Origin of the sequence: Virgibacillus sp. 7505, from assembly GCF_002272135.1 — a bacterium.
GTDB lineage: Bacteria > Bacillota > Bacilli > Bacillales > Amphibacillaceae > Terribacillus.
Genome location: NZ_NPBF01000038.1, coordinates 1 through 17,560, shown reverse-complemented (window position 1 = coordinate 17,560; position 17,560 = coordinate 1). Strand labels below are relative to the sequence as shown.

The following is a 17,560-nucleotide window of genomic DNA, read 5'->3' as shown; positions in this document are numbered from 1 at the left end:
CGTCAGTTTCTATGATTGAATCAGAATTAGTCTTCGATGACAATTCCCATACTGCGAGCAGTACCTTCAACCATACGCATTGCTGATTCAACGTTTGCAGCATTCAAGTCAGGCATTTTAGATTCCGCAATCTCTCTTACTTTATCGCGTTTAACAGTAGCGACTTTGTTACGGTTCGGTTCGCCTGAACCTGATTCGATACCAGCTGCTTTCTTAAGCAAGACTGCAGCAGGCGGAGTTTTAGTGATGAATGTAAATGAACGGTCTTCGAATACCGTGATTTCAACTGGAATGATCAAGCCTGCTTGTTCTTGCGTGCGGGCGTTAAATTCCTTACAGAATCCCATGATGTTCACACCTGCTTGACCTAGTGCCGGTCCAACTGGTGGAGCTGGATTCGCTTTAGCTGCAGGGATCTGCAATTTTACAACTTTGATTACTTTTTTAGCCACGAGACACACCTCCTTAAGTCCGTGATGTGGTAATAGGGTTTGTCACCCTCCCACTCAACATGTCTGTATAGCTATATATTATAGACTATAGTCATTAACATTAAGATTCTAGCATTTATCTATAAACAATGCAAGGGGCTTCCAAATAAATTCCGGATGCAGGATTATAATTTTTCAATTTGGGAGAAATCAAGCTCCACTGGTGTTTCCCGTCCGAACATATTTACATGAACTTTTACTTTCTGTTTATCCATGTCGATATTTTCGATCGTTCCAGTAAAGTCGTTGAATGGTCCATCCGTTACACGTACGCTTTCTTTCTCTTCAAAATCGAACTCTGTCAGTGTCTCTTCCATACCCATCCGTTTGAGGATTGTTTCGACTTCTTCATCCAAAAGCGGTGTCGGCTTGGAACCAGAACCAGTGGATCCGACGAAACCAGTTACGCCCGGTGTATTACGGACCACATACCAGGAATCATCCGTCATGACCATTTCAGTCAATACGTAACCAGGGAAGACTTTCTTCATCGCTGTCTTACGTTTACCGTTCTTGATTTCTGTCTCTTCATCCTCAGGAACGACGACGCGGAAGATTTTATCTTCCATTCCCATGGAATCGAGTCTTTTCTCCAGGTTGGCCTTTACTTTGTTTTCATATCCAGAATAGGTGTGTACGACATACCATCTTTTTTCCATGCTGTCAGGACAAACGCTTGTCCTTCCCTCCCTTTGGTTTAGTTATTGCCGATGCTGGCAAAAAGACCAATTTAAAAAACCCGTACGGAACGGGTTTTTTTCTACGAGCAATATTTAATATCATTATAGCATATATCAGCGGGCATTATTCAAAAGAATAAATTTAAAATCTCAGAGATCCCTAAATCAACTAAACCGAAGAATATAGCAGCGAACACTACTGTTAAAACTGTCACGATCGTATAGCGATATAGCTCTTTACCAGTTGGCCAACTAACCTTCTTCATCTCTTTAGATACATTTTTCAAAAACGTAACAGGATTCATGGTACTACCCCCAAACTCTCGCCGACAGGCATTGTTGTCTATTTTGTCTCCCGATGGACTGTATGCTTGTCGCACCGTTTGCAGAATTTCCTAGTCTCTAAGCGCTGTGATTGATTCCCACTCTTTGCTGTGGAATAGTTGCGGCTCAAACATTCCGAGCACGCTAATGTAATTGTTTTACGCAAAAATCTCCACCCTCTCGGGTATTTTGACACAATTTTACTGTAGCACGCATGAAATAGCTTGTCAACGAAGCTTATAATGTCACTTCGCTTATTTCAAGATATCGCTCGAGCTTTCGCTTCACCCGCTGCAGGGCATTATCAATCGATTTGACATGCCGCTTCAGCTCCTCAGAAATCTCCTGATAGGATCTGCCGTCCAGATAGAGAGCCAATACCTGTCTCTCCAGTTCACTGAGCAGCTGTGCCATCTTCTCCTCCATATCGAGGAACCGTTCCTGATTAATCAAAACGTCTTGCGGATCACCCGCTTTTGAGCTGACTATGATATCAAGCAAAGTCCTGTCGGATTCCTCATCATAGATTGGCTTGTCCAGCGATACATAAGAATTGAGCGGAATATGCTTTTGTCTGGTCGCCGTCTTGATTGCTGTGATGATCTGCCTGGTTACACAGAGTTCGGCGAACGCCTTGAATGAAGCAAGCTTCTCTCCATTAAAATCACGAATGGCCTTATAAAGACCGATCATCCCTTCCTGGACAATGTCTTCCCGGTCGGCTCCAATCAGAAAATACGTGCGAGCTTTCGCTCTGACAAAATTTCGATACTTGTTAATCAGAAAATCTAGGGCATCAACATGACCTGCTTTAACTAAATCTACAAGAGCACTATCTTCCATCACTGCGTAATCCTGGCCTACCGTCCGCTGCTTGACAATTGTCACTTAAGGATTCCCCCTGACCATATACCGCGAATTTATAGGGTCATTATACAGGCGGTCCAAATAACCGTCAATATACTACTTTGGTTATTTCTTCCTTCTGCGCCATGCTTCGAGTATATCCCTTACTTCGGGTTTTAAAGGGATTTTTGGCGGAAATTGTCGAGTATTGTACTCTCTGATTTCCTGGTCGATTTCACGCTCTATCTGCTTTATCTCCAGATATAGTTCCCTGGATGATTTACGAAGAGCTCCTTGCCCAAATATAGTACTCTGTTCTGCGTAATCAGAAGTTGCGACGTAAACTTGTGTCTTGACATTTTTCAACGTTTTAATCAGTTTTTCGATACGGTCATCCGCCGTCTCTTTTTCTTTTGTATAGAGAACTTCTACTTTATAATTTTCGTATTTTTTCTCTAATCCCCTCACATGATAGGCATCGAATACGACAATTACCCGATGTCCTGTGTAAGCCTGATACTCGGCCAGCTTCTCGATCAGCAGCTGGCGGGATTGTTCAAAATCCGTATCGCGGAGTGCATGCAGTTCTTCCCATGCCCCGATGACGTTATAGCCATCGACCACCAAAATGACCATCTTTATTCCCCTAGGGGATGACGCTGACGGTTTACTTCATACATGAGAAGACTTGCCGCGACACTCGCATTAAGGGAAGTGACTTTACCATGCATAGGCAGCGAGACTGTCCAATCACATTTCTCCCGGACAAGCCTGCTGATACCTTTTCCTTCATTTCCGATTACAAGGGCAATTGCTCCGACTGCATCCAGACGGCGATAATCTATCGCGCCTTCTGCTGCCGTACCAGCAACCCATACATTCCGTTCCTTCAAATGATCGATCGTCTGGGCCAGATTCGTGACGCGCGCGACGGGAATATACTCGATGGCTCCTGCAGATGTCTTGGCTACCGTAGCTGTCAGGCTGACTGAACGCCGCTTCGGAATAATGACGCCATGAGCACCGACTGCATCCGCTGTACGCAGAATAGAACCAAGATTGTGCGGATCCTCCATTTCATCAAGGATGATGAAGAATGGCTCCTCTCCCCGCTCCTCCGCTACACGGAATAGATCATCCACTGAGCTGTACTCGTAGGCTGCGACCGAAGCAACAATCCCTTGGTGAGCCCCCTCAATCAATTGATCCAATTTTCTTTTCGGTACTTTCTGCACGATTGTACCGCTTGCTTTTGCAAGTTCCTGTATCGACTGCCATGTTTTTGGCTGTAAATGCTCCGAAACCATGATTTTATTAATGGAGCGGCCAGACCGCAATGCTTCCGTTACAGGGTTCTTTCCGATTATCCATTCATCTGCCATGCTGCTGACTCCTTTCTTCTACATGTTTGATAGCTGCTTGTATAAGGGTTTCAAGACGCTCTGTATCTTCCAGAAGATAGTGGTACCCAATTAGCGCTTCAAAGCCTGTGCTATATCTGTAAGTCTGCACGTCCGTATTTTTAGGCACCGTACCCGACTTGGCATTACGCCCTCTCCGGAAGACCGCTTGTTCTCCTTCCGATAGCATGTCCTGTTCAAGCCAATCCCGAATCACCTTCGCTTGTGATTTTGCAGAAACGAAGGTGACTGCTGCTTGGTGCAGATGATTCGGTTTTACTTCTCCTTTTTGCAGGAGGTGCCGGCGGACATAAATCTCATATACAGCGTCCCCCATATAAGCGAGCGCCAGACTTTTCATTTGTTTCACGTCCATGAGTTATCCTCTTTTCCAGCGTGTACCTTGTGAAGTATCCTCAAGGATAATATTTTTCTCCTTAAGCAAATCACGGATCCGGTCTGCTTCCTGGAAATCACGATTTTTACGGGCCTCCACACGCTGCGTGAGCAAGCCCTCAATTTCATCGTCGAGCAATTCTGTCTCAGCAGCAAATTTGATGCCAAGCACACTGCCAAGCTCTTCGAATGCCTTGATAAAGGCTTCGATCACTGGCTCGGATGTTTGCTCCTGCTGCAGATAAACATTTGCTTCTTTTGCTAAATCGAATAGGACGGATATAGCGTTAGCTGTGTTGAAATCATCATCCATTTCTTCCTCGAACCGAGTCCTTAGCTCTTGGATCGTTCCCATAACACCATCCGCATTATTATCCTGGTTTGTACTGGCAGCTTTTCTATGCTGCAGATTATCATAAGCATTTTTGATTCGCGCCAAACCAGTCTTCGCACTTTCCAATAATTCATCCGTGAAATTGATCGGATTGCGGTAATGTACGCTCAGCATAAAGAATCGTAATACTTGCGGATCATGTTTTTTGATCAGATCATGGGCAAGAATGAAGTTGCCAAGTGATTTGGACATTTTCTCGTTATCGATATTGATGTGACCGTTATGCATCCAGTAGTTCGCAAATGACTTTCCATTAAGGGCCTCTGATTGTGCAATCTCATTTTCATGGTGCGGGAATGTAAGATCGGTTCCGCCTGCATGGATATCGATTGTGTCACCGAGATGCTTTTTCACCATAGCGGAGCATTCGATGTGCCAGCCCGGGCGCCCCTCGCCCCATGGCGTTTCCCATGAAATCTCTCCTGGCTTTGCATTTTTCCATAAAGCAAAATCAAGTGGATCGTCCTTCTGCTCACCCACACGAATACGGGCCCCTGAGCGCAACTCATCAATGGACTGATGTGACAATTTACCGTAGCCGTCAAAGGAACGTGTACGGAAGTAGACATCCCCCTCTGATACATACGCATACCCTTTATTGATCAAGCCTTGCACAAAGTCTATGATTTCTTCCATACTTTCCGTTACACGCGGGTGAAGCGCGCCTTCTTTGACACCAAGTGCAGACGTATCTTCCTGATAAGCCTGGATGAATTTCTCTGCAACCGCGTAAACATCCTCGCCCATCTCTTTTGCCGCATTGATGATCTTGTCATCCACATCAGTGAAGTTCATGACATATTTGACATCATAACCGCGATATTCAAGATATCGCCGTACTGTATCGAAAACGATCGGCGGTCTTGCGTTACCGATATGAATATAGTTGTAAACAGTTGGGCCGCAGACGTACATACTTACCTTTCCTTCTTCAAGCGGAACGAAAGGCTCCTTTTTACGGCTCAGTGTATTATAAATTTTTACCGACATGATGCTTCTCTCCTTTTGCTGCGGCTAATTCCCGCTGTAGTTCTTTAATTTCCTGATCCATTTTCCTTAGCTTCTCCGCAACTGGGTCTGGCAAATCCTGATGATCCAGATCTCTTCTGATACGCTCCCCATCTTTTATGACGACACGTCCAGGGATGCCGACTACTGTCGAGCAATCCGGAACATCATGCAGTACAACGGAACCCGCACCTATCTTCGAGTTGGCACCAATCGTAATAGAACCTAACACTTTAGCTCCTGTCGCGATAAGCGCATTGTCTTTGACGGTCGGATGTCGTTTGCCTTTTTCTTTCCCCGTACCTCCTAGAGTCACGCCTTGGAAGATCGTTACATTATCTCCGATTTCGCACGTTTCACCTATGACGACACCCATGCCATGATCGATGAAAAATCGTCTGCCTATCGTGGCTCCGGGATGTATTTCAATGCCGGTGAAGAAACGGCTCACTTGTGAAACAACACGGGCAAGGAAATAGAATTTATGCTTGTAGAATTGGTGTGCGATTCGATGTGCCCAAATGGCATGCAAACCGGAATACGTTAGGATAACTTCCAGATAAGAACGAGCAGCTGGATCCTGGTCGAAGACTACCATAACATCCTCTTTCAGCATCTTGAAAAATCCCATTTTCCCCTTCCTTTCCGCTTCTACCGTTTCACGAAAAAAAGCGCCCCTGTACAATGACAGAGACGCTTTTTGCGCGGTTCCACTCTATTTGGGAAAGCCTATGGCGTTCCCCAGCTTCACTCAGATAACGGCGAGAACCGCTTTTACCTACTATCATTTCGGCAAAAGACTCCGAGGCGCATTTCAGCAAAAGCTCTCCAAAGCCGCTCGCAGCGAATGCGGCTCTCTCTGGATGGAAAGGCAGATGCATACTTCTCCTCTTCAACGTTCGAATGTGTAGTACTACTATATTATATTTCAGCAAAAAAGTGAATATTTTACTTTGTCAGCTGTTCGATTGCTGCACGAAGACGGTTTTGGACAACTGTCTCGCCAAGCAAATGGATGGAGTTTGGCAGCTCCGGACCGTGTGTTGCGCCTGTTGTAGCAACACGGATCGGCATGAAGAGCTTCTTGCCTTTTTGACCCGTCTGTTTTTGCGTCGATTTGATTGCACCTTTGATTGTATCCGGTTCGAATGCTTCCAATGCTGAAAGCTGTTCGGAGAATGCCTTCAATACTTCCGGTACTTGCTCATCCTGAAGTACTGCCATTGCTTCTTCATCATAAGCGATTTCTTCCTGGAAGAATAACTCCGTCAACTCGACAATCTCCGCACCATAGTTCAACTGGTCTTTGTAAAGAGCGATAAGCTCTGCTGCCCAATCACGACGGGAATCTTCCATGTTTTCAGGAAGTTTGCCAGCCTGGATCAAATGAGGCAATGTCAACTTCTCGATACGCCCCGCATCTTCCGACTTGATATATTGGTTGTTCATCCATTTCAGCTTCTGCGGATCAAAGATTGCAGCAGAAGTGGATAGACGATTCGGATCGAAAATCTTGATGATTTCATCTTTGGAGAAGATCTCTTCTTCTCCGACTGGTGACCAGCCAAGCAAACTGATGAAGTTGAACATCGCTTCAGGCAGATAACCTAAGTTCTTATATTGCTCGATGAACTGCAGGATATGCTCATCGCGTTTGGACAGCTTCTTGCGGTTTTCGTTAAGAATCAATGTCATATGTCCGAACTCTGGCGGTTCCCAACCGAATGCTTCGTAAATCATAAGCTGCTTCGGTGTATTGGAGATATGCTCTTCTCCGCGAAGGATATGAGAGATCTCCATCAAATGGTCATCGATTGCCACAGCAAAGTTATATGTTGGGATACCGTTCTTTTTCACGATAACCCAGTCGCCGAAATCACTGGACTCGAAACTGATTTCATCACGAACAATATCGTTGAATTTATATGTTTTATTTTCCGGAACTCGGAAACGGATACTAGGCTGTCTGCCTTCCGCTTCGAACTTCTCTTGCTGTTCCGGTGTCAGATCACGGTGCACACCAGAATACTTAGGAACTTGTCCATTCGCTTTTTGTTCTTCTCGCTCTTTTTCCAACTCTTCTTCTGTCACGTAGCATTTGTAAGCAAGACCGCGATCCAGCAATTCATCTACATATTTCTTATATATATCCAGACGCTCCAATTGACGGTATGGTCCGTATTCGCCGCCGATATCGGCGCCTTCGTCCCACTTGATACCAAGCCATTTCAAATAGCTGAACTGGCTTTCCTCGCCGCCCTCTACATTCCGCTTCTGATCCGTATCCTCTGTGCGGACGATGAATTTGCCGTCATGGTGACGGGCATATAAGTAGTTGAATAGTGCAGTTCGTGCGTTTCCAATATGCAAATGTCCAGTCGGACTCGGCGCATAGCGCACACGTACAGGTTTTGACATATGAATAACTCCCTTTCGATTATGTTAGGCTTGCTGCAAAAGGACGACTGCTTGCGCAGCGATTCCTTCTTTACGGCCAGTAAAGCCAAGCTGTTCTGTCGTTGTTGCTTTCACATTGATCTGACCCGGTTCTGCATCGAGCATACCCGCTACATTTTCACGAATCTGATCGATATATGGTGCCATTTTAGGTGCTTGTGCAATAACTGTGCAATCCAAGTTCCCTAGTTTATAGCCTTTTTCTTTTACAAGCTGCCATACATGACGCAGCAATACTTCCGAATCCGCATCCTTGAAAGCAGGATCAGTATCGGGGAAATGCTTGCCGATGTCGCCCAGCGCCAATGCGCCAAGACACGCATCCGCAATCGTATGTAATAGTACATCCGCATCCGAGTGGCCTAGCAATCCAAGTTCGTAAGGGATTGTGATCCCGCCGATGATACACGGTCTATTCTCTGCAAATGCATGTACATCAAATCCTTGTCCAATTCGAAACATAATGTGACCCTCGCTTTATTTTCCATTTAAAAATGCTTCCGCTTTGTATAAGTCCTCTGGTGTCGTGAGCTTCATATTATCATAGCTGCCTTCTACGATGAACACATCCTGATCGAGGCGCTCCACTAATGAGGCATCATCTGTTCCCAGCACCCCGTCAACTTTGGCTGTTACATGGGCATCGTAGATAAGCTGGTAATCAAAAGCCTGCGGTGTCTGAGCAGCCCACAGGAGCCCTCGGTCCATCGTTTCCAGACGATTACCACGGCGAAGCTTGATTGTATCTGTGACAGGCACCGCAAGTATCGCTCCCCGATGCTCCTGACAAGCCTCAGCCAAGGCATGAAGTCTCTCGACTGTGACAAATGGCCGCGCACCATCGTGTATAAAAACGATACCGGACTTATCAGGCAATGCTTCCAGACCCATCAGGACACTCTCCTGCCGCTCGCTTCCGCCTTCTGTCAGGTTTATTGGGGTTGTCCATTTCTGTGCTGACAATAGCTGCTGCATCAATTCACGATCTGAATTGCTCACAACAAGTGTAATCGATGCACACCAAGGATCCTGATCGAAAACATTCAGCGTATGTACAATGAGCGGCTTTTGCCCAATTGTAAGGAATTGTTTGTTTTGGCCAGCCTGCATTCGTTTACCTTGCCCGGCAGCTAACACGATAGCTTGATAATACATCTATATTTACCGCCTTATTTTAAGTCGAATCCAAACAAAAGCGATAACATCCCATGTTATCACTTTTGTTTACTTCTATCATGTTATACTTTTTTACAATGCTTTTTCAAGTAATTTCGGCTTAGCGAAGATCATTCGGCCTGCAGATGTCTGCAATACACTCGTGATAAGCACCTCGATTGTCTTACCGATATAATTCTTGCCTTCCTCGACAACGATCATCGTACCGTCATCCAAGTAAGCCACACCTTGATTATGTTCTTTCCCGTCCTTGATCACCTGGACGGTCAATTCCTCGCCTGGAATGACAACGGGTTTCACGGCATTCGCCAAGTCATTGATATTCAGCACCGGTACGTTTTGGAACTCACATACCTTATTCAAATTGAAATCATTTGTAACGACTATACCATCAATTACCTTTGCCAATTTGACAAGCTTGGAATCCACTTCCGGAATATCCTCGAAATCACCTTCGTAGAATTCCACTTTGACACTTGGCATTTCTTTTTGGATGCGATTCAGGACATCAAGACCGCGACGGCCGCGGTTCCGCTTCAACGCATCGGAAGAATCAGCAATATGCTGAAGTTCATTCAATACGAATTGCGGGATGACAATCGTACCCTCCAAGAAATTCGTTTCGCAAATATCCGCGATACGTCCATCGATGATAACACTCGTATCAAGCAATTTTGATTTAGGCTGAACAGCCTGGACATTCTCTTCTCCAGCTTCTTGCTCATCTGCTGTCTTCTTCTTATCCTTTTTCGCCAACGTCATCATATTCAGGAATTCATCACGGCGCTTGAAACCAACCTGGAATCCGATGTAGCCAAGGAAAATTGTGACAAACAGCGGCAATACCTCCGAAACAAGCACAAAACCGATACCTCGGATCGGAATCGTAATCAAGTAAGCTACGACCAATCCGATAATGAGCCCGATGCTGCCAAAGAATAAATCAGCAGCAGGTGTCTTGACTAGTGAGTCCTCCACCCAATGGATGAAGCCGACAATATAATCGACCACCCAAAACAGTAATAAGAATAATAGAATAGCTCCGCCAATCAATCCGACGATTGGGGAATCAAGCCAACCAATGTTGGTCAGGTTAACTAGATCCATCAATCTAGGAATATAGAGAAACCCGACCATACCGCCTGCAACGATAATAAATAATTGCACGATTCGCTTTAACATTACTGTCACCTCCTAACAGAAAGTATTACCTGAAATAAAATATATTAGACGTAAAAATAAATAATTGCAGTTTAACCGTAGCACGTTTTAGATTCCCAGTCAATTTAGGAAACATTACATAGTAGCATAGTTTCAGAGAAGTTGTCAAAAAATATTACCAATTCAGGAGAGGTTAATCCTCTCCCAAGACAATATGAAGTGCTTCACTTACCGAGTTCACTCCGACTACTTTAATACTTGCCGGAACCGTCCAGCCATCCAGATTCTTCTTCGGTACGATAGCCCGCTTGAAGCCAAGCTTGGCCGCTTCTTGGACACGCTGTTCAATCCGGGATACACGTCTCACTTCACCAGTCAGACCCACTTCCCCGATTAAGACGTCGTCTGGCTTTGTCGGCTTGTCCTTAAAACTGGATGCGATGCTCGCAGCTACCGCAAGATCGATAGCAGGTTCATCCAACCGCATACCGCCGGCAATCTTCACGTATGCATCCTGATTCTGCAGCATAAGCCCGACTCGTTTTTCCAAAACCGCCATTAAAAGCGGCACCCGGTTATGATCTGTACCGGTAGCCATACGACGAGGGTTTCCGAAGCTGGTCGGGGAGATAAGTGCCTGGATCTCGACAAGAACAGGACGTGTCCCTTCCATCGATGCAACAACTGTTGATCCTGCTGCACCCTGCGATCTTTCCTCTAAGAAGATTTCAGACGGGTTCGTCACTTCCCTTAATCCTTCTTCCTTCATCTCGAAAATACCCATTTCATTCGTACTTCCAAACCGGTTCTTTACACTGCGCAGGATTCGGAATGTATGATGACGTTCCCCTTCGAAATAAAGAACTGCATCCACCATATGTTCGAGCATTCTAGGGCCAGCGATGGCGCCTTCTTTCGTTACGTGACCAACGAGGAAAATCGGAATGCCATTCGTCTTGGCTACCCGCATTAACTCACTTGTACATTCCCGTACCTGCGTAACACTTCCCGGTGCACTGGTGACTTCTTCCCGATACACGGTCTGGATGGAATCGACTACCACAAACGCCGGCTTCACTTCTTCAATATGCCGTGTGATGTCCTGCAGATTAGTCTCCGATAATACATAGAGCTGATCTGCCTTTACACCGAGGCGATCTGCTCTGAGTTTCGTCTGACGGGCAGATTCCTCACCTGATATATATAGGACCGGCAATTCCTTTTCTGCCAGCTGTGCACTGACTTGCAAAAGCAATGTGGATTTACCGATACCAGGGTCTCCCCCGATAAGCACAAGTGATCCTGCTACGATTCCGCCGCCGAGCACCCTGTTGAACTCCGGGAGATCTGTTGTTACTCTCGGTTCCTTTTCAGAGTGAATGGCTGTAATCGACTGAGGCTTTGCAGCTGTAGTTGTTGTATTTGAATGGCGGAAGGCTCCGCTGCTAGCTGGTGTAACAACTTCTTCCGTAAAGGTATTCCAGTTATTGCAGCTTGGGCATTTGCCCATCCATTTTGCAGATTCATATCCACATTCCTGACATACATACTTTGTCTTTCTTTTTGCCAAACCTATCAAATCCTTCTTCATCATTTTATACGATAATTACGGCATAAAAGTTACAGAAATATATCAAACAAAATTATTATTATAGAAAAAATTACACAAATCAAAGCAAAAAGGGAGGCGAAAAACACCTCCCTATTCATTATTTGCCTGTAACGACATACTTACCTTCTTTATCTACATCAATATTCACTTGTTGTCCTTTGCTGATATTCTCGCGCAGAAGTTCCTCTGATAATAGATCTTCGATATTCTTCTGAATTGCACGGCGCAATGGACGAGCGCCATATTCCGCATCGAAGCCATCATTAGCAATCTTCTCGATAACAGCATCTGTCAGCGTGAATTCAATATCCTGCTGTGCAAGACGTTTCTTAAGCTGATCTGCCATCAACGTCACGATATCCTTCATATGTTTCTTTTCAAGCGGATGGAATACGATCGTTTCATCAATACGGTTCAAGAACTCCGGACGGAAGGCTTTTTTCAGCTCTTCTGTTACTTTCGCTTTCATATCCTTGAAGTTCTGATCTTCGCTATCCATTGTGAACCCAAGTGACTTGCTGCGTTTCAGCTCACTGGCACCGACATTGGAAGTCATGATCAGAATCGTGTTGCGGAAATCGACCAAGCGACCTTTGGAATCCGTCAAACGGCCATCTTCCAATACTTGAAGCAAGATGTTGAATACTTCTGGGTGCGCTTTTTCCACCTCGTCAAGCAACACAACGGAATATGGTTTCCGACGGACTTTCTCTGTAAGCTGTCCGCCCTCTTCATACCCTACATATCCTGGAGGAGAACCGACAAGACGTGCTGTGGAATGGCGTTCCATGTATTCCGACATGTCGATACGGATCATTGCATCTTCATCACCAAACATAGAATCAGCCAATGCTCGTGCTAATTCTGTTTTACCGACACCAGTAGGCCCAAGGAAGATGAATGAACCAATAGGGCGTTTCGGATCTTTAAGGCCAGCACGTGCACGGCGAATTGCTTTGGAGATAGCCACAACAGCTTCCTCTTGTCCGATGACACGTCCATGCAGTGTCTGCTCCATATTAAGCAAACGCTCCGACTCATCCTTGGTCAGCTTGGCAACAGGTACACCCGTCCAGATGGAAACAACAGAAGCAATATCTTCTACAGTGACTTCACTGCTTTCCTGACCTTGCTTTTCTTTCCACTGATCCTTTGTCTGATCCAGCTGATCACGCAATCGCTGTTCTGTATCGCGCAAGGAAGCCGCTTTTTCGAATTCCTGGCTTTGCACAGCTGCGTCTTTCTCTTTGCGTACTTCCTCTAGCTTCTGCTCAAGCTCTTTCAAGTTTGGCGGAGCTGTGTAAGAGCGCAAGCGCACTTTGGAAGCAGCTTCGTCGATCAAGTCGATTGCTTTATCCGGAAGGAAGCGATCTGTGATATAGCGATCAGAGAACTCTGCTGCTGCACGGATAGCTTCATCTGTAATCGTAACACGGTGATGGGCTTCATATCTGTCACGCAGACCAGTAAGGATCTGAACGGATTCTTCAACAGATGGTTCATCCACTTGGATTGGCTGGAAACGACGCTCCAATGCTGCATCTTTTTCGATGTATTTACGGTATTCGTCCAAAGTGGTAGCACCGATACACTGCAGTTCACCACGTGCAAGGGATGGCTTCAGAATATTGGAAGCATCAATCGCTCCTTCTGCTCCACCTGCGCCGATAAGTGTATGCAGCTCATCGATGAAGAGGATGATATTGCCTGCTTGGCGAATCTCTTCCATTACTTTCTTTAAACGATCCTCGAATTCCCCGCGATATTTCGTACCCGCTACGACAGTACCCATATCAAGCGTCATGACGCGCTTATCCCGAAGGATTTCTGGTATTTCGTTATTGATGATTTGCTGCGCAAGTCCTTCCGCTACTGCCGTTTTACCGACACCTGGCTCCCCGATCAAGACAGGGTTGTTCTTAGTCCGGCGGCTGAGCACTTGAATGACACGCTCGATCTCTTTCTCACGGCCGATGACCGGGTCGATATTGCCTTCTTTAGCGATAGCCGTAAGATCCCTTGCCAAACTGTCCAGTGTGGGCGTATTCGCTCTAGCAGACTGGCTGCCGCGCTGTTTCCCAGCAGAAGACTCATTGCTTCCCAAAAGCTGGAGCACTTGCTGACGAGCTTTATTCAAGCTTACACCGAGATTATTCAGCACACGTGCTGCAACCCCTTCACCCTCACGAATCAAACCAAGAAGGATATGCTCTGTACCCACATAGGAATGACCAAGTTTTCTTGCTTCGTCCAAGGAAAGTTCAATTACTTTCTTCGCACGAGGTGTGTAATAAGGTGTGCCCGTGATTTTCTGGCCGCGCCCAATCAGCTGCTCGACCTCTTCCTGAATACGTTCTGTTTCCAATCCTAGTGTTGTCAGAGCTTTAGCGGCTATGCCTTCTCCTTCGCTCACAAGACCCAATAGGATATGTTCTGTACCGATATTATTATGTCCCAGGCGCACTGCTTCTTCTTGTGCAAGTGCAAGGACCTTTTGTGCTCTTTCTGTAAAGCGTCCAAACATCATAGGAATTCCTCCTTGGTCAGTCAGTTATTTTCTAAATGCATCCGCTCTCTGATGAGGGAAGCACGTAATACATCTCGTTCTCTGCCAGATAAGCTCCTTTTTGCGTAATGCTGCAGGAAGCCTGGCTGTATCAATACCATTAATTCATTAAGTATGGATTGAGGCATATCTTTTATATACCCAATATCAATGCCTAATCTAACATCCGATAAACAGGTTGCTGCTTCCTTCGATTCAATAATACGGCTGTACCGCAATGTACCGTAAGACCGGAAGATCCGATCCTCCAGCTGGATGCTCAGCTCCTCTGTCAAAGTCTGGCGAGCCTGCCTCTCCTGCTCGATCAACTGGCTCACTACACTCTCCAGATCCTCTACAATATCCTGTTCTGATTTCCCTAAAGTGATTTGGTTGGAAATCTGATAAATATTGCCTTGCGCCTCTGTGCCTTCGCCGTAGATGCCGCGTACGACAAGTCCGAGCTGGTTGATTGCAGGTGTCAGCCGATTCATTTGATGTGTCATGGTCAATGCAGGCAGATGCATCATTACCGAGGCCCGCAGTCCAGTTCCTACATTCGTCGGGCAAGTAGTAAGATATCCTCTTTCCTCATCGAATGCATAAGTTATCTTCTGCTCAAGCCAATCGTCCACCTCAAAAGCTTCTGTAAGTGCCTTTTTCAGCTGGAAGCCAGGCAGGTACAGCTGGATGCGCAGGTGATCTTCTTCATTTACCATGATAGAGACTTGTTCGCTTTCGGATAGCAAAACTCCTGCCTCCTCCGCATGTTCTGCCAAATGCGGACTTATCAAGTGTTTTTCGACGAATACCTTCTTCTCAATCGGAGATAAATCAGCTATACGTAAGAATTGCATCTTCCCTCGATCATTAAAATCAGTATCCTGATAACTTTCCTGGAAGAAATTCAGTACATCATCCAAATCCTCTGCTTTAGCTATCAGTGGAAAGGTGCGATTTTCAAAGTTTCTGGCCAGCCGGATTCGGCTGCTCATGACGATATCACAGTCTGGTCCATTTTCTTTCATCCAAGGGCTGATAGCATCACTCATGAACTTTTCAAGTGACATTAGCTTTCACCCTCTTCCTGTCCATCTGTCTGCTGCTCCAGCGAGCGTATTTTATCGCGGAGCTCTGCTGCTTTCTCAAATTCTTCCTCCTGGATGTATTGCTGCATGGATTCCCGGTATGCTGCGATCTTCCGTTTTTTCTCTATACCGCTTCCCATCCGCTTCGGTATCTTCCCTTCGTGTTTTGTATTACCACTGTGTACACGGCGGAAGATTGGATTCAGATTATCTTCAAAAGTTTCATAGCAGGAAGCACAGCCGAATTTCCCCAATCTGGTGAACTCATTATATGTCAGTCCGCACTTGGGGCAAGCAAGTGCTGATGGAACTTGTGAGAAGTGTTTATGTCCTTGAACAGTCGATGGGTTCATATGGAATAGACCAGATAATAAGTTATGCAGGGAATACCCTTCTTGGCCGTAGGAGACATATCCATTCTCTTTTGCACATTGCTCGCAAACATGCATTTCTGTCTTCTGTCCGTTGACGACATTTGTTAAATGCAAGGTTGCTGGTCTTATATGACATTCTTGACATTCCATCCTGATGCCCTCCTTATCTGACTAGTACTTGATAGCAGTCAGCATTGAAACTAAAATACGGGACCTGACTTCATCACGAAGCGGAAGAGGAAAGGCTAGTGTTTCCCGGCTGGTTGCTCTAAGCATGATTTTCGCTTCCCTTTCAGTCAGTATCTTCTCTTCAGCAAGCCGTTCAATAATACTATTGGCAGTCTGCTGTGATACACGCGGCTGCACCATCTCGATTACATCATCTATCAAACTTGCTTCTGTATGGTGCTTTACCCGAATGATACGAATATAACCGCCGCCGCCACGCTTACTCTCGACTAGATACCCTTTCTCAACAGTGAATCTCGTCTTTATTACATAGTTTATTTGTGATGGCACGCACTGAAAACGATTAGCTACTTCACTTCTCTTTATTTCCACTTCCTGCGTATCCGTCGATTGAAGAATCTGCTTTAGGTAAGCTTCAATGATGTCCGATATATTGCTCACACAAGTCGCCTCCCTTCCCTTTGACTTTGACTATCTTTGACTTTATTATATACATTTTGCAGGAGGAATGCAAAGCTCTTCTCCCATAGCATAGCCTCTAATAACAGAAAAAAACCCTTAAAAGGGTTTTAACTTTTTACTGTGCTCACTGATCGGATATTTGTCAGGTTAGTTATTTCCTCAAAGAGTTCCATTTCATTAATAGCATGGCGCGTTGCCAGCTCAATATGAAGCATTCTGCTGTCATGATGATGTTTTCTCATCTCCATGTTAGTTAATGCCATATGATGACGTTCGAGGATTTCCATGATAGGACCTACACTTTCATCTCTATCTAGTTCGATATCCAAGCAGTAAGCTTTTTGCTTTTTACTTGATAAAAACAGCTTCTCAAAATTATTCAGGAAAATTAGAATCAGCAGGATGATGATAGTAGTGAATACTGCTTCCATATACATTCCTGCTCCTATAACAAGTCCAAGTCCTGCTACTGTCCAGACAGAGGCAGCTGTCGTAAGTCCTCGTACAGTCGTACCATTAACCAGTATTGTTCCTGCTCCGAGGAATCCGATACCGCTGATCACATACGAAGGTATACGTGCGGGGTCGAATTGAACATAATCATGTTCCTCACTGAAGTCTGTAAAGCCATATAGGGACAAAATCATCATCAGGCAGGACCCGACACCTACAAGAATATGTGTGCGCAAACCCGCATGGTGATTGCCCATTCCCCGTTCCATCCCGATAGCCCCCGAAAGGAATACTGCTATTATAATTTTCATCATTACGGTTAGAAATTGATCATTAAAGTAATGCTCCATCTATGCTTCCCTTCTTTCTCTCTCTTGCAGTATATGAATATCGACATAATAGTATGAAGTATTTATATTCCCCAATTGCCAAGGGTATAAAGCAAGACATACAAAAAAAGCTCCTGAAAGGTTATTGAATAACCTTTCAGGAGCTTTTATCTTG

Annotated in this window: 20 protein-coding genes and 1 other annotated feature; all 20 genes read right to left on the bottom strand. The window is 45.3% G+C overall.

The annotated features are described in order from the left end of the window. Positions 1-26: 26 nt before the first annotated feature. The 20 genes from rplK to CHH91_RS16905 all read right to left on the bottom strand — a co-directional run bounded on the left by rplK (position 27) and on the right by CHH91_RS16905 (position 17,406). Positions 27-452, bottom strand: coding sequence for a 50S ribosomal protein L11 (gene rplK / locus CHH91_RS17005; protein ID WP_141234182.1), 426 nt, complete (start codon positions 450-452; stop codon positions 27-29). A 164-nt stretch (positions 453-616) separates the two neighbouring features. Continuing rightward, on the bottom strand, positions 617-1,150 hold the full coding sequence (nusG, locus tag CHH91_RS17000; RefSeq protein ID WP_095224631.1) for a transcription termination/antitermination protein NusG: 534 nt from the start codon (positions 1,148-1,150) through the stop codon (positions 617-619). 149 nt (positions 1,151-1,299) lie between these two features. Continuing rightward, positions 1,300-1,476, bottom strand: a complete 177-nt coding sequence (secE, locus tag CHH91_RS16995; RefSeq protein ID WP_038565135.1) for a preprotein translocase subunit SecE — start codon at positions 1,474-1,476, stop codon at positions 1,300-1,302. 38 nt (positions 1,477-1,514) lie between these two features. Then, the gene (gene rpmG / locus CHH91_RS16990) at positions 1,515-1,661 is read right to left on the bottom strand and encodes a 50S ribosomal protein L33 (protein WP_095224630.1); all 147 of its coding nucleotides are present in this window, start codon (positions 1,659-1,661) and stop codon (positions 1,515-1,517) included. A 71-nt stretch (positions 1,662-1,732) separates the two neighbouring features. Next, a complete protein-coding gene (gene sigH / locus CHH91_RS16985) occupies positions 1,733-2,383 on the bottom strand; it encodes an RNA polymerase sporulation sigma factor SigH (RefSeq protein WP_095224629.1) in 651 nt (216 codons plus the stop codon). 84 nt (positions 2,384-2,467) lie between these two features. Then, positions 2,468-2,977, bottom strand: coding sequence for an NYN domain-containing protein (locus CHH91_RS16980; protein ID WP_095224628.1), 510 nt, complete (start codon positions 2,975-2,977; stop codon positions 2,468-2,470). A gap of 2 nt (positions 2,978-2,979) precedes the next feature. Beyond that, positions 2,980-3,723 (bottom strand): 23S rRNA (guanosine(2251)-2'-O)-methyltransferase RlmB, encoded by a 744-nt coding sequence (gene rlmB / locus CHH91_RS16975; protein ID WP_095224627.1) that lies wholly within the window; start codon positions 3,721-3,723, stop codon positions 2,980-2,982. Beyond that, entirely contained in the window at positions 3,713-4,117 is a 405-nt protein-coding gene (locus CHH91_RS16970; RefSeq protein WP_095224626.1) for a Mini-ribonuclease 3, read from the bottom strand. Before CHH91_RS16970 ends, rlmB begins: the two co-directional genes overlap by 11 nt. A 3-nt stretch (positions 4,118-4,120) precedes the next feature. Further along, positions 4,121-5,521, bottom strand: coding sequence for a cysteine--tRNA ligase (gene cysS, locus CHH91_RS16965; protein WP_095224625.1), 1,401 nt, complete (start codon positions 5,519-5,521; stop codon positions 4,121-4,123). Then, positions 5,502-6,224, bottom strand: coding sequence for a serine O-acetyltransferase (gene cysE / locus CHH91_RS16960; protein WP_286160824.1), 723 nt, complete (start codon positions 6,222-6,224; stop codon positions 5,502-5,504). Before cysE ends, cysS begins: the two co-directional genes overlap by 20 nt. A 1-nt stretch (position 6,225) precedes the next feature. After that, positions 6,226-6,444: a binding site (T-box leader), on the bottom strand. A gap of 43 nt (positions 6,445-6,487) precedes the next feature. Continuing rightward, positions 6,488-7,957, bottom strand: coding sequence for a glutamate--tRNA ligase (gltX, locus tag CHH91_RS16950; protein WP_095224623.1), 1,470 nt, complete (start codon positions 7,955-7,957; stop codon positions 6,488-6,490). A gap of 24 nt (positions 7,958-7,981) precedes the next feature. Continuing rightward, on the bottom strand, positions 7,982-8,458 hold the full coding sequence (gene ispF / locus CHH91_RS16945; RefSeq protein WP_095224622.1) for a 2-C-methyl-D-erythritol 2,4-cyclodiphosphate synthase: 477 nt from the start codon (positions 8,456-8,458) through the stop codon (positions 7,982-7,984). 15 nt (positions 8,459-8,473) lie between these two features. Beyond that, positions 8,474-9,151 carry a 2-C-methyl-D-erythritol 4-phosphate cytidylyltransferase gene (ispD, locus tag CHH91_RS16940; protein ID WP_095224621.1) on the bottom strand — a complete coding sequence of 226 codons (678 nt, stop codon included), beginning with the start codon at positions 9,149-9,151 and terminating at the stop codon, positions 8,474-8,476. Positions 9,152-9,244: 93 nt separating this feature from the next. Next, positions 9,245-10,354 carry a PIN/TRAM domain-containing protein gene (locus CHH91_RS16935; protein ID WP_095224620.1) on the bottom strand — a complete coding sequence of 370 codons (1,110 nt, stop codon included), beginning with the start codon at positions 10,352-10,354 and terminating at the stop codon, positions 9,245-9,247. A gap of 172 nt (positions 10,355-10,526) precedes the next feature. Continuing rightward, positions 10,527-11,903 (bottom strand): DNA repair protein RadA, encoded by a 1,377-nt coding sequence (radA, locus tag CHH91_RS16930; RefSeq protein WP_095220634.1) that lies wholly within the window; start codon positions 11,901-11,903, stop codon positions 10,527-10,529. Between the two features lie 139 nt (positions 11,904-12,042). After that, entirely contained in the window at positions 12,043-14,472 is a 2,430-nt protein-coding gene (clpC, locus tag CHH91_RS16925; RefSeq protein WP_095224619.1) for an ATP-dependent protease ATP-binding subunit ClpC, read from the bottom strand. Between the two features lie 20 nt (positions 14,473-14,492). After that, positions 14,493-15,560, bottom strand: a complete 1,068-nt coding sequence (gene mcsB, locus CHH91_RS16920) for a protein-arginine kinase McsB (protein WP_095224618.1) — start codon at positions 15,558-15,560, stop codon at positions 14,493-14,495. Then, positions 15,560-16,102, bottom strand: coding sequence for a protein-arginine kinase activator protein McsA (gene mcsA, locus CHH91_RS16915; protein WP_095224617.1), 543 nt, complete (start codon positions 16,100-16,102; stop codon positions 15,560-15,562). The genes mcsB and mcsA overlap by 1 nt, the downstream gene beginning before the upstream one ends. A 21-nt stretch (positions 16,103-16,123) precedes the next feature. Then, positions 16,124-16,582 carry a CtsR family transcriptional regulator gene (locus CHH91_RS16910; RefSeq protein ID WP_095224616.1) on the bottom strand — a complete coding sequence of 153 codons (459 nt, stop codon included), beginning with the start codon at positions 16,580-16,582 and terminating at the stop codon, positions 16,124-16,126. 128 nt (positions 16,583-16,710) lie between these two features. Next, complete coding sequence (locus CHH91_RS16905; RefSeq protein ID WP_095224615.1) at positions 16,711-17,406, bottom strand: MgtC/SapB family protein; 696 nt, start codon at positions 17,404-17,406, stop codon at positions 16,711-16,713. Positions 17,407-17,560: the final 154 nt, after the last annotated feature.